This is a genomic window from Kaistella sp., assembly GCF_041824135.1.
Classification (GTDB): domain Bacteria; phylum Bacteroidota; class Bacteroidia; order Flavobacteriales; family Weeksellaceae; genus Kaistella.
Map to the genome: position 1 here is coordinate 1 of NZ_JBGZYM010000113.1, position 12,802 is coordinate 12,802.

At 36.4% G+C, this 12,802-nt stretch carries 10 protein-coding genes; all 10 read right to left on the reverse strand.

Annotation, left to right across the window (positions count from 1 at the left end):
- Positions 1 to 437: DUF6759 domain-containing protein (locus tag ACEYOS_RS14095; protein ID WP_373797603.1), on the reverse strand; the 437-nt coding region annotated here is incomplete at its 3' end.
- Between the two features lie 92 nt (positions 438 to 529).
- Positions 530 to 1,990, reverse strand: coding sequence for an IMP dehydrogenase (gene guaB / locus ACEYOS_RS14100; protein ID WP_373709868.1), 1,461 nt, complete (start codon positions 1,988 to 1,990; stop codon positions 530 to 532).
- Between the two features lie 71 nt (positions 1,991 to 2,061).
- Positions 2,062 to 4,608: a gliding motility-associated C-terminal domain-containing protein gene (locus ACEYOS_RS14105; RefSeq protein ID WP_373748049.1), complete on the reverse strand. Its 2,547-nt coding sequence runs from the start codon at positions 4,606 to 4,608 to the stop codon at positions 2,062 to 2,064.
- 49 nt (positions 4,609 to 4,657) lie between these two features.
- On the reverse strand, positions 4,658 to 5,182 hold the full coding sequence (locus ACEYOS_RS14110; protein ID WP_373709475.1) for a DUF4252 domain-containing protein: 525 nt from the start codon (positions 5,180 to 5,182) through the stop codon (positions 4,658 to 4,660).
- Positions 5,183 to 5,186: 4 nt separating this feature from the next.
- On the reverse strand, positions 5,187 to 6,452 hold the full coding sequence (locus ACEYOS_RS14115; RefSeq protein WP_373709474.1) for a DUF4252 domain-containing protein: 1,266 nt from the start codon (positions 6,450 to 6,452) through the stop codon (positions 5,187 to 5,189).
- 11 nt (positions 6,453 to 6,463) lie between these two features.
- Complete coding sequence (locus tag ACEYOS_RS14120; RefSeq protein ID WP_373709473.1) at positions 6,464 to 7,129, reverse strand: hypothetical protein; 666 nt, start codon at positions 7,127 to 7,129, stop codon at positions 6,464 to 6,466.
- A gap of 11 nt (positions 7,130 to 7,140) precedes the next feature.
- Entirely contained in the window at positions 7,141 to 7,653 is a 513-nt protein-coding gene (locus ACEYOS_RS14125; protein WP_373784599.1) for an RNA polymerase sigma factor, read from the reverse strand.
- 249 nt (positions 7,654 to 7,902) lie between these two features.
- Positions 7,903 to 11,841, reverse strand: coding sequence for a T9SS type A sorting domain-containing protein (locus tag ACEYOS_RS14130; RefSeq protein ID WP_373709471.1), 3,939 nt, complete (start codon positions 11,839 to 11,841; stop codon positions 7,903 to 7,905).
- Between the two features lie 231 nt (positions 11,842 to 12,072).
- Complete coding sequence (locus ACEYOS_RS14135) at positions 12,073 to 12,486, reverse strand: PaaI family thioesterase (protein ID WP_373709478.1); 414 nt, start codon at positions 12,484 to 12,486, stop codon at positions 12,073 to 12,075.
- Between the two features lie 47 nt (positions 12,487 to 12,533).
- Entirely contained in the window at positions 12,534 to 12,797 is a 264-nt protein-coding gene (locus ACEYOS_RS14140) for a hypothetical protein (protein WP_373709470.1), read from the reverse strand.
- Positions 12,798 to 12,802: the final 5 nt, after the last annotated feature.

Below are 12,802 nucleotides of genomic sequence, written 5' to 3' on the forward strand. Positions count from 1 at the left end.
AGTTTAAGAATCAGCGGGTCTATAATATTCTTTTGCGAGTAATAATTCGCACCACAAATATTTGATTTTAAGGTATAATTTCCTTTTAAAATTACGAATTGATTTTTGCTGTTTCTGGAAATAGGTAAGTTATAGATTTGGTTACTTTGAATACCAACTAATCTCACAATAATATTACAATTGGATGTGTTTTCAATAACCGCGGCAGTACTTTTTTCTTGAGGGTCGGAATCATTTAAAAGATAAGTAAGAACCTCTGCATTGATCTTTTTTTTGTTGAATTGATCTTTTTCGAGCAAAGCGGAAAACTCTCTATTTTCATTAATTGTATTTGAGGAAGTTTGCGAATTAGTCGGTCGGTAAATCGAATTCCCGGTCGGAATCATCTCACAACTCATTAAGAACAAAAACGATAAAAGCAGATATAATCCTTTCATAATATTTTAAAAAAGTAAATATAATGATTATTCAAATTTTAAAAGAAAAATGCCAAAGAATTAGCTTTGGCATTTGTATTAAGTGATCTCTTTTACAAAGAATAATTCGGAGCTTCCTGCGTAATAATCACATCATGTGGATGAGATTCTTTCAAACCACTTCCAGTGATCATTACCATTTTTCCGTCTTTCTGTAAAGTGTCGATATCTTTCGTTCCGCAATATCCCATTCCAGCTCTGATTCCACCAGTTAACTGAAAGATAACATCTTCTAATTTTCCTTTGTGTGGAACGCGGCCTTCAATTCCTTCAGGAACGAATTTCTTGGCTTCACTTTGAAAATATCTTTCTTTTCCGCCACGTCTCATTGCTGAAAGTGAACCCATTCCTTGGTAGGCTTTAAATGTTCTTCCCTGGAAAATAATTTCTTCCCCTGGAGATTCGTCCGTTCCGGCTAGAAGAGAACCGAGCATTACGGCACTTGCGCCAGAAGCCAAAGCTTTTACAATATCACCGGAAAGTTTAATTCCACCGTCGGCGATAACGGCTACATTTTTCGTTTTTGCGTATTCGAAAACGTTATAGATTGCAGAAAGTTGAGGAACACCAACACCAGCAACAACTCTCGTTGTACAAATAGAACCTGGTCCAATTCCTACTTTTAGAATATTTGCACCTGCTTCAATTAAATCTTTCGCACCCTCAGCAGTAACAATATTTCCACCTACAATATCGAGGTCAGGAAAATTCTCACGGATCTCTGTAATTTTATCTAAAACGCCTTTTGAATGACCGTGTGCAGAATCAACGGCGATAATATCAACCCCAGCATTAACTAAAGCAGTAACTCTGTCGATCGTATCTTCACCAATACCAACTCCAGCTCCTACGATCAGTTTTCCTTTGTTATCTTTGTTTGCGTTCGGATATTCTAATTGATTGTCAATATCTTTAATGGTAATTAAACCAACTAATTTGAAATTTTCATCAACAATCGGAAGTTTTTCAACGCGGTGTTTCAGTAAAATTTCTTTGGCCTGTTCCAAAGTAGTCGTTTTGTCAGACGTGATCAATTTATCTTTAGTCATCAATTCTTCTACTTTCGCATCCAGGTTTTCCTGGTACTTAACATCGCGATTGGTAATGATTCCAATTAAAGTGTTCTCATCATCAACAACAGGTAAACCAGAAATTTTATAGTCCGCCATTAAATCGCGGGCGTATTTTAAAGTGTGATCTTTGGTAAGAGTAACAGGATCTGAAATCATTCCGTTTTCTGAACGTTTCACTCTGTACACTTGTGCCGCCTGTTCTTCGATAGTCATATTTTTATGGATAAAACCAAGACCGCCAACTCTTGCTAAAGCAATCGCCATTTCTGCTTCGGTTACCGTATCCATAGCTGCGGAAACGATGGGAACATTGAGCGTAATTTTATCGGAAAGTTTTGATTTTAAGGAAACCTGATTAGGTAAGACTTCTGAATAAGAAGGGATTAGAAGTACGTCATCGAAAGTGATGGCAGTTTCTACGATTTTGTTGTGGATAGACATCTTTTACTTTCTGTGCGAAATTAAGTTATTTTAATTAAAAATAAAAATTTATGCATTTTATTAACAAAACTTTAATGTGCGTTTTTTAATAAAATCCATTGCGATTTCTGAATTTTATTCCCAGCATCATCCGTTAAAATATAATAAGTCCAATAGGTTCCAGTTGCATAACTGATTCCGGTTCTGGATTTTCCATCCCAGTAGGATTTGTTTTTGTCAGTATGCTCGTAGACTTTGGTGCCGTATCGATCGAAGATTGCCAGTTGTAAGGTACTCATGTTTCCTAAGGCTGAATAATCCCAGACATCATTAAACCCATCAGCATTCGGGGTAAAGACATTCGGTAATATAGTATCGGCATTTCCCGGTTGCTCTGGAATTTCAGTCTGAATTAAATCTACTTTTCGAATAGCGAAACAACTGTTTTGAGTAATCACTCTGACGTAAATCTCTGTACTATTCGTGATGAATTTTGTGAGCTGGCTGCCTGTAATCTCATTGCGATTGCCTTCTGCATCACTTTTTGTGCGGTAATATTTAATAATATCATTGTCTCGATTATCAATTACAGCTTCTGTTAAATCATAAACATAACTTCTACTATTAAAACTTTTTGGGAATATTGCGTTTTTTAATTCCGCGGTGGGCGAGGAGTAAACGGTAAAGGAAGCTTTAAATATTTCGTAGAATCCACTTTCTGCGGTCAATCGATAAACGATTCGGTTTTCTCCAGAAAAACTCTCATCAATGTTAACCAAAATATCTTCGTCTTCTACTGTTGCTGTTCCGGAAAGCGGTTGCGTTAAAATTTGAATTGATTTTACGACTTCCTTAATTCTGGGTGGACTAAAAGAAGGACTTATTAAGAAGGAATGACAGAAACTGCCAAGATTTTTCTCCGTTAAAGTGTAAGGACAGGCAACGACGTTTACCGCATCGGTAGTAAAGCTGAAGCCGGTATAAAAACAGACACATCTGTAATCTCCAGGGAGCGTTGGAATATAAGTAGAACTGGTAGCACCTGGAATATCGACGCCATTTCTTTGCCATTGAAAACTGATAAAATCGGTACTATTCAAATAAAGATAGACGCCTTCTTCAATACAGTTGCCATTTTTAATGACAAAGGGATCATTTGAAAAGGCGGTATAACTACTGCCAAATCCTGCATATTGATGTCCACCTGTAGCATCAACCAGTAAACTTTTAGTAGAAGAAATGGTAATGTTTCCTGAATTTGCGGGTCTGCTAAAATAAGACCAACCAGGCTTTCCCGGCATCGGTGAAAGATTGGTTACCGTTGCGCCATTATACGTGACGTTGGCATTATTTTCAGTTTTAACCGTAATTTTATTGTCCATCGTCACCACTCCAATTTTATCAACACTTGGAATTTGGATGGTGTTTGCTAATTTCTGCCTGGGATCTGACAAATAATTTTTGTCGAGCGGATAAGAAAATAACATTCCACTGGAAACATCGGTGAAATCTGGCGATGGTCCTCTGACCAGCATATTAAATCCTCCTATGAGCTGATAAAAATAAATTGGTTCCGAAGCTCGAACAAACAGACCAGCGTTCGGGATGGTCATGCTATCAGAATTGGTGAAGCTAGGCTGAGAATCGGGAATCCATTTATCACTTACATTAGGTGTTGGCGCAATAAAGTGTTGCCCTTTATTTAAAATGATATAAGGTGTTGTTTCCTCGTTAAAATAAATTTTGGTATTATCTTTCGTAGCGACGATCAGTGGTTTCTCCATTCCTGCTACGGTCTTTGTCATTCCGTTTGCAACGAAATATTCTTTACCAATTTTAGAAGTCGGCACCGTTTGATCGAAATTCATATTCCCGCCTGGTTCACCAATATTTTGGCTCACAAAATTTCCGTTGATAACGACGATGGGCTCGTCAGAAGTTATTTTTGCCCCGATTAAGTTGGGATCATTGTAATCTAAAATTCCACTCGGGTTATTGGCTTTTTTATCGGCTGCCACAATGAACGATTCTCCTTTATTCAAAACAAAATTTAATTCGTCATCGGTACTTCCATCAGAAAAAATAATTCTGGGATCGTATTCAGAAAAGCGAACATGGGTATTGTCTTTTGTAGCCATTACCGATGCCACGTAATTTTTGTCGTCAGGATTATTACCCTCAAGAATATTCTGATCCATGACGGTGTAAAACTCTTTTCCTAAGGCAGATTTCCCTTTAGATCCGAAAGCTTCAGTAATAGAAGGATTGGTAAGAAGCGGACCTTTGGCAACTCTTAAACTTGCATAAAAACTCTTCTCTCCTGTAATATGAATACCGCTTGGGATTGGTTTCATCACACGACGATCAGTAGCTGCGTAGATCATGGAGCTGTCATCCAGTTGAAAAACAGCGGGCGAAGAATTGCTGATGGTTAACGTTTTCAGCAAAACGTTATTATTATAGACCTTTACGGTAAAGGGAGCTGTTTTTTCGGTGGAGAGATAAAAGTAAATTTCAGAAATCTGATATCCACTCCCAGTACGGTAGATCGGCGGAAACCAATGTTCTAAGTCTAACTGGGCTTTAGCGCTTACACTGAAGAAAATTAGGAGTGTTAAAAATATCTTAGAAAATTTCATTGTCTAAATTTAATTAAAAAAAAAGCAATGATTTAACTACTAATGTTAATTATTTCAACACTTTATTGCGAAGGTCATTTTTTTCTGAATAATTGATCAGTCGGGAAATATCATCTGCGGTGAATTTACCGGAAACATCAACCAAGACCAACTCACTTCCCGAAGCGATAGTGATCATTAATTTTTTGATTTCGTCGCCTTTTTGTTTTGCTTGAAAATTGATGGTTTCCTTTTCCTTTCTCACCGTCATCCATTCTTCAAAATTATCTTTCTTTAAATATTTGGTAAAATCTGCTAGCATTGCAGCATTCCCATTTTCGATGGTCATAACCTTTACATCAGAAACTTTGGAAATCATATTGATCAGTTCTTCACTTTCACCTTCGTCGCGTAAAGATTTTTTTACAATGGGTTTTGCCAAAAACATCGGTACATTGATACTTGTAAATTGAGCACCTCCATAATTATAAGAAGGATTATCAAAAAAGCTTATGTTGGGTTTCTGAGAAACGATGCACGACTGTAGCGATAATACAATAAGTGCAACGGCTATGATAGCAAATGATTTTTTCATGGTGTTAGTTTAAAGGTTTAACGCTTCCGCCGCTTGATGATTTCCCACTCGCAACGATGTTTTTTGGATTTCCTTTGTATCGAATAGAAGCGCCCGAAGTTGCCGATGCAGTTAAACTTTCAGTCGCATTAATTTTAAGCATTGAACCTGATGATGCACTTGCTGTTCCCATTTTAGAAAGTAAATCTTGTGCATTACAAGATGCCGCACTGGAAAGGGAGAACACCGTGTTGTCAGCAGTTCCGACGACCGTTGCCGAGGAGCCGCTGCTTCCTGTCAGTGCGAATTTTTTAGTTTGTACATTCAACCTCATCGAAGAGCCAGAACCGATATCTACGCTTGTGTTATTTCTGATATTCAGCTCTGCATTCAGATCTGCTCCTGAGGAAACTTCAGCTGCGAAATCACTCTCATTGATGGTATTGATTGTGGTCAGTAACGATCCAGAACTTACGCGTACTGAAGAAAGTCTCGGCGCTTCAATCGTTACCAATAATTTTTTGAAATTCAGTTTCCGATTATTTTTGTTTTTGATTCCAATCACCAGGATTCCGTTTTCAATTTCTGTGGAAACATATTCCTGTAAATTAGGATCAGTTTCTACGATAACAGACTGGTTACTGCCTTGCGTGAAATTAACTTTGATTCCACTCGATACAGAAACTCCCGTAAATTTTCCCACATTTCGAACTTGAGTAATTCCATTAGAGTCAATATTTTCTGTGTTGACAGAACTTTTTGTTGCTGATTTTTCGGCTTCATTGATGAGGTTGTTCACATCATCCATGGAGATTTTTCCGTCGAGCATCATTAGCAAAGTATTTCCGTCTGCGTTAATGCTTAGTAAAAGATTGTCTAAGATTCCATTAGTGGCATCTGATGACAAGAATTTTATTTTGTTGTCTTTGCTGTGAACCGTGATCAGCTCTTCATATTTCATGCTTTTAATGGAGCTCGCAATATCGCTTTGCAATTTTTTAAATTGAAGATAAGGTCTGGCATCCTCGGCTACTTTTGAATACTGTGGTTTTTCAATAATTAAAATTTTCAAACTATTGATTTTACTCAATAAAGGTTTAATCTGAGCCAGTTCATCATCAGCAATGTTCAACTTGTTCAACATACTAAACATTGGTTTGCTGATTTTAATAGAAGTCACCCCATCGGTTTCCTGGTATTGCTCAAAAAGCTGATCCAGTTTATCTTTCTGCGCATTTATATGAAAGAAATGAGAGAAGAAAAGGGCGAATATGATAAGTAATTTTTGCATGATATTATTTTTTAGTAATCATTAGTAAAGGAGTTGAGGACCTCAGTTTGAGCCACCGTTTTAGATACATTTTCGGACAGGATTCGGAAGGAGTACTTCGTCAAGTCGATCGCTTCCTGTTCGTTTTCTATTTTTTGCCCGTTGATGATCACATAACTGGATTCATAATCGGAAGTTTCTGTTTTTTCTTTTTCTTTTAATTTTTTCGGTGTAGAAACTTCGGCATATCTCTGTCTCGCGTTTCTATTGATGCGACCTCTTTTCGGAATAATCTGTTCTATAATATCGACTTCTTTTTGGTCTACGGCAGAAGTGGAGTCTGAGCGTACTTTAAGAGGTTCGATTTTTAGCGTATCAGAAACAATGGTAGTCGCAATGTTTGTGTTTTGGTCGAGACTGTCGTTTACTATTTCATTAAAACCAAAATTGTCTTTCCCTTTTCCTGTACTTTCTGTTTCATAATTGAAGAAAAGACCAATTGATATGAGTAAAATTACGCTCGCCGCCATCCAGAAGGTTTTCGGAAAAGTACCGCCTTTTGTTTTTGGAGCTAGAGGAATTATTTTCTCTTCCTGTTTTGTTTTCTCCAGGAAATCTTCAAAGTCCCAGTTCATTTTCTCTTCTTTGAGGTCTTGGGTGATTTCGTTGTATTTATCTTGTGCTTGATCTTTTTTCATCTTAATAATTGTTATAAACTTTCAATCATTCTATTTTCGAAATCCATCAGTTTCAGGATCTGCTCTTTCACTTTTTGTCTGGCCCGCATTAGATTCACTCTTACTGCATTTTGCTCCATTTCCAGAATTTCAGAAATCTCCGCAACATCAAAATCTTCTACATCTTTCAAATGAATCACGGCTTTCTGTTTCTCCGGAAGTTCATTAATAAACCCAATAATCTGTTCCTTCATATTATTAGATTCCACTTCATGAATTTCGCTTCTGTGTTTTTGAAAATCTGCAAAGCCCATTTTCACGTCTTCGTGTTTCAATCGGTTCAGACATTCATTTTTCACCGATTTCATCGCATACGATTTCAGATTTCCAAAATCTGAGAGTTCTTCTTTTTTCTGCCAGAATTTCAGCATCAAATCCTGTACAACATCTTCGGCTTCATCACCGCTGATCACAAATCTTTTCGCAAAACGATACATCTCATCCTTGAGACAGAATACCGTGTTTTTAAAGATTTCGTGAGTCATTGTTTTTTTTCTATAAGTAAGACAACTAATTTCCGAATTATATTACATCAAAATAAAAAAAACTTCAAAATAGTTTTTGAAGTTTTAAAAATGAGATGTTTTTAGGTTTGATTAAAAGTGCCTTTTGTTCTATTGTAGAGTTGTTTAAATAAGAAGTTCTCCTTTTTTGAAAAAAGGTTTTCAGGGCGTAGAGTAATCAAAAAAAGACCTGCGATTTAGCAAGTCTTCTTTTATTTAAAGGTGAAAGTTTTATTTTACAATTAACTTCTCAGACATCAGTCCTTTATCAGTTTGGAAATTGACGAAGTAGACTCCCTGAATTAAATTTTGAATATTAATTTTAGTTTCAGAAATTTTTGGTTTAATCATTAATTTTCCAGAAGCATCGAAAATTGCAATTCTTTGGATTTTAATGTCTGGTGATACATGGAAATTGACCCAGTCTTTTGTTGGATTTGGATATAGGGTAATCCTGGATTTATTATTTATAGAAGTATTTGTTGTTAAAGTTCCGGGTGAACATTCCTGATCATAATAGATAAATTGTTTGGTGCAATAATTAAAGGCAATTGCTATTGGGCAACCATTTCCTAAGAAATCTACAAATCTGGTAACCACCCAATCACATCGCAAAGGAGATCCATCCCCCGGGAAATCAGTAGTTGGATAAATCGAATTTGGATCATCATTAAATCCAAACTGATTGATCAATCCTGTTCTGTTAAAATCAGGGAAAATTCCTGAGGTGGCATTTCCTCCATTTTCATGAAAATACATTCTTCCGCCTCCATATACATCATTTACACTATCGTACCACAAAGGATCTGAAGCAAACAAATTTAATTTAGTAGAACAGTCTTTGGCATATAATTCCGGTACTTGAAAACTATTGCCATGCGGTGGAAATAAAGGATTTTGTATCCAATTAAAAAGATAGGATGGCGTAGTTGGAAAAGCCATAATTTGAGGAGCAACCAAATCAAATCCAAATCCATTATTTTCAAAATAGACGATTCCAGTAATCCTCATTTTACCAGCAATGAGAATATCGGGTAAATTGTCTCCATTTAAATCTCCGATCTCTATAAACTGGTTGGTCTCTCCAGGGAAATCATTACTTGTGTCGTAGCCAAAGTCATCACCAAACGCCATTGCATTTAGCAGTAAAATTGGAGGTGAATTAAAATGACCTGAGCCATCATTATGAAAGATAAATACGCCGCCTGCAACTCTACCAGCATATCCTTCTCTACCAGCAAGTACAATTAAATCATTGTCACCATCGTTATCCCAATCAAAAAGACGGTAGGAAATTGCGTTAGTTCCCCAAGTAGGATAATTTAGATGAGTACCTATAGCAGGAAAATTAAGGTTAAGTGGTGTGCCGGTAGAATTAAACACAGGAGCATTTCCTACGCCTGCGTTATTGATCAGCACATGCAGTTGCCCAAGTTTGGTATATAAAATATCAATATCTCCATCATTGTCTATATCCCCGTATTCTTTGTCAATAATAGTATCATTTCCACTAGTAAGCTCAGCTACTACAGAAGCTGGGAATATATTTGGAACGGCAGGTTTAAATGGTTTAAAATCCAATTCGGGACAATTTCCATCTCTCAGTGTTTGGTAGGTTACAGAAGCGACCGTGTTTCCGCTGCCATCTTTTATGATATTTGTTTTTTCTGAGGTACTATTATTAGCAATAGTGCCCGAAAATTCTAATACTAAAACTTTTTCAGGATCAAACGGGATATTCATAATATTCCAATCTAATGTATTTCCAATGTGATTTTCGGTAATGGAAAAAGGATTTACAATAGGAAGTGTTGATCCTAATCCTGCGCAATCTCCCTCAGAATAATAGCTAAAAGTTGGAGTTCCAGTTAAATTAATATTCTGTTGCGAAGTCTGGAGCTGATCGATCAATTGAATATTTCCTGCAACATTTCCGGTGTTTTTCACCAAAATCCTAAATTGAATCGGGTCTCCTAAACTATAATTGACCTGTGGATTTACAATACATTTGGAAACTTCAATTACAGATTCTAGCGGACTCGTAACGCAAGCCGGACTGTTAGTGCTGCTGGCGGAAGTATTTATTCCGTATGCTGTTACCACACCAGTTACGCTTGCCACATTGCAGCAAACTCCACTGGTCATTTTTTTAGCGGAAAATTTAATTTTAAAATACTCGCCAATATTAAGACTTCGATTTTGAATTACTATGTTTAGATTTCCGTTGGTTGTAAATTCGACGGGTACATTGTTTTGATCTACCACCGTAATCTCCACTGCTTCGTTAAGTTCTACACAGGCAGGAAGCGCATCTGAAATAACAATGTCTGATAGATCTAATGTTCCGGAATTCGTTACCGTAATTTCGTAATTGAAAGTATCGCCCACATTTACAACAGAGGCATCCGCAACTTTTGCAATGCTGAGTTCTCCATATTCGTATACATAATAGTTAGCAATATCAGCAAGAGTGCCAGTAATTTTGTTAATTTTATTTCCTGCCGTTTGTGGATTTATGATTGCGCTAAAGTCGAAGACCAAAGCCTTGTAAGGATCGGCAGGAAAATCCGGAATTTGCCAATTTAAATTTACTCCTGTATGATTTTCGATGATAGAAAATGCAGGAGTAGTCGTAATTAAATTTCCTATTTCATCGCAAGACTGCGACTGTACATCATATAAATAGGTATAGTATCCGATCGTTGGTGTTCCGATTAATGTTAGATTCTGAGAAATTGTTTGAAGTTGATCTGTAATGTTGAAAGATTGATTTGCAGTAGGATTTACGATAAAAACTCTAAAATCAATTTGATCTCCCACACGGTAACCGGTCTGTTGATTTAAAATGCACTTTCTCACAAAAGGTTGCGGAGGTTGTGGAGGATATTCACCTACGAGAATACTTGCACATTTGGAATCTGAAAAAGTTCCGGTTTCATAGGTGCACAGTTCGCAATCAGACTCTGGAAGTAAAGCGCCGGTCTGCGTAACGCTGGAGCAAATGGTAATAAGTGAGCCAGGTATTGCATTGCTGTTAACAAAATAATCGAAATTTAAAGCTACTCCAGTTAATATTTCACTCCAGGTAAAAGTATATTGATTATTGGGCGATACAGAATAGGAATTACCATCTGTGTCTGTCACAGCAGTTACGGTAATATCACCAGTGATTGTTATGGTTGCGGTAACATCTGTAGAATAGAGAGATTCATTAAATGGGTATATTCCCACATTTAATTGAGATACGGTACCGGGAGGAATTGGTTGGTTTGTCGAATTATAGGAACTCGTAAAAATTTCATTTGAGTGATAAATTTCAAAAGGACCAATCATATAATTTCCAGTCCCAATACGATTCTCTGCTGCGATTGTACCTGTCAAAGAAGGTTCAATACAATTTGCATTAGATAGGTGAAAATCATAATTTACGGTAGTGTGTGTTGGTAAATTTAAGATACAATTTGACGATCCTCCTGTAAAACTAAAGTTATTAGTCTCATTCACATAGTTTTGCGAAACAACAGAATTGTCAGGTAGCGTCGCAGAGTAACTGCCACTAATCGAATAAACTCCTAATCCATAACCATTAGGAAAACAGCTATTTGCATTCGTCTTAAATTTATAAGTGCCACAATAATTGGCATCGTAAGACGGGACTCCAGTAAAAGTCCAGGTGTTTTGAGCACGCGCCGTGATCTGCATCACTTTTTCAAAAACTTGACCGCAACTAAGTTCGATTTTTACAGTGATGCTTCCGACGGTACCATTGCAAGTCGTAAATCCCGGAAACCTGTATTTTAAATTAAAACTTTGGCTTTCGTTGCCAGGTAAATTATAAGAAACTTTAGGATTGGGAGTTCCATTTGGGAAAAACGGATTGATGGTACTCAGATTTTCTAATTCACTGCTGTGAGTGACCGTAATCTTTTTGGTACAATCTGCAGCGAGATCACCTTCAATACTGAAATAGAAAAAAAAATCTTTTCCGGTCAGCTCCTCGGTTTTCAATTTTAGCGTAGTTGCGTTATTGGCAATATTGTTTACCATATCAAAGACCTCTAATTGATCAGTGTTGTTGACCACTATCGGATTGGGACATTGCGCTTTTATTAGTGACGAACAAAATAGTATTAAGATTGAAAAGAAAATAAATAAGTAATTATTTTTCATAAGATCAATTTTAAAATTTGGTAATTTCAAAATTAAATTAAAAACAACTACAACCAATATATTTAATAAAAAAAGGGTCTAATAACCCTTGTGTTTAATAATTGGTACTAAATTGTAACTTTTCATGAATAAAATTAAATTTTAGATAATTGAAAAAGGTAACTATTTACATCAATAATTACATTAAATGTTTTTAGGAGAATAATGTTCTGCTTAGATAAAATGAGAGGTTTACAAATCCGTCACCTTTTTCTCAATCTTATAAACCGTTCCTCGAAAAGTAGCCACCAAAATTTTATGCTGATTCGTAATTGAAATATCGTAAACTCCGGTTTTTCGGGTGTCGGAAATCAGAATGCTTTCTGCAGTTAAAGTGTCACCCAATCGAATAGCTTTTGTAAAGTTCATTGAGCAATGTAAAGCAACTGAAGCTTCATTCGTATTATTACTCGAAAACGCCAAAGCCGAATCGGCGAGCGAAAACGTAACGCCACCATGAACTGTTCTCAATCCGTTGATCATTTCCTGTTTAATGGGCATTTCGATCAGGCAGTATTTTTCGCGAACTTCAATGAGTTGTATTCCCATCCATTGGGAGAAATGATCCTGATTGAGCATGTATTGAGCGAGTTCGTGTGGAGACATCATGTGAGGTGCTGTTGAGTTAATTTGAATGACGTGACAATTAAAATTTATTTCAAATTACGGGCTTTGACTTCCTTCTCTAAAAGAGTTACCTGAAAATACAAAGGCATGGTGATGACAGGCAACATAAAAACAGGGATAAAGCTGGCAATTGATATAGCACTGAAACCCTTATTAAAAAAAATATAGACGAGTAGGATGATCAGGATAACACAGACCACATACATTCCAATTAAAATTCCTTTAAACAGATCCCGTCTTTTAATTAATTTTTCATCTGATAATTCAGAAAGATTATTTTTATTTTCCATTGAAT

What these genes read in the sequence shown, in the direction of transcription:
- guaB (WP_373709868.1), bottom strand. Translation starts at nt 1,990, where the DNA reads ATGTCTATCCACAACAAAATCGTAGAAACTGCCATCACTTTCGATGAC.
- ACEYOS_RS14105 (WP_373748049.1), bottom strand. Translation starts at nt 4,608, where the DNA reads ATGAAATTTTCTAAGATATTTTTAACACTCCTAATTTTCTTCAGTGTA.
- ACEYOS_RS14110 (WP_373709475.1), bottom strand. Translation starts at nt 5,182, where the DNA reads ATGAAAAAATCATTTGCTATCATAGCCGTTGCACTTATTGTATTATCG.
- ACEYOS_RS14115 (WP_373709474.1), bottom strand. Translation starts at nt 6,452, where the DNA reads ATGCAAAAATTACTTATCATATTCGCCCTTTTCTTCTCTCATTTCTTT.
- ACEYOS_RS14120 (WP_373709473.1), bottom strand. Translation starts at nt 7,129, where the DNA reads ATGAAAAAAGATCAAGCACAAGATAAATACAACGAAATCACCCAAGAC.
- ACEYOS_RS14125 (WP_373784599.1), bottom strand. Translation starts at nt 7,653, where the DNA reads ATGACTCACGAAATCTTTAAAAACACGGTATTCTGTCTCAAGGATGAG.
- ACEYOS_RS14130 (WP_373709471.1), bottom strand. Translation starts at nt 11,841, where the DNA reads ATGAAAAATAATTACTTATTTATTTTCTTTTCAATCTTAATACTATTT.
- ACEYOS_RS14135 (WP_373709478.1), bottom strand. Translation starts at nt 12,486, where the DNA reads ATGTCTCCACACGAACTCGCTCAATACATGCTCAATCAGGATCATTTC.
- ACEYOS_RS14140 (WP_373709470.1), bottom strand. Translation starts at nt 12,797, where the DNA reads ATGGAAAATAAAAATAATCTTTCTGAATTATCAGATGAAAAATTAATT.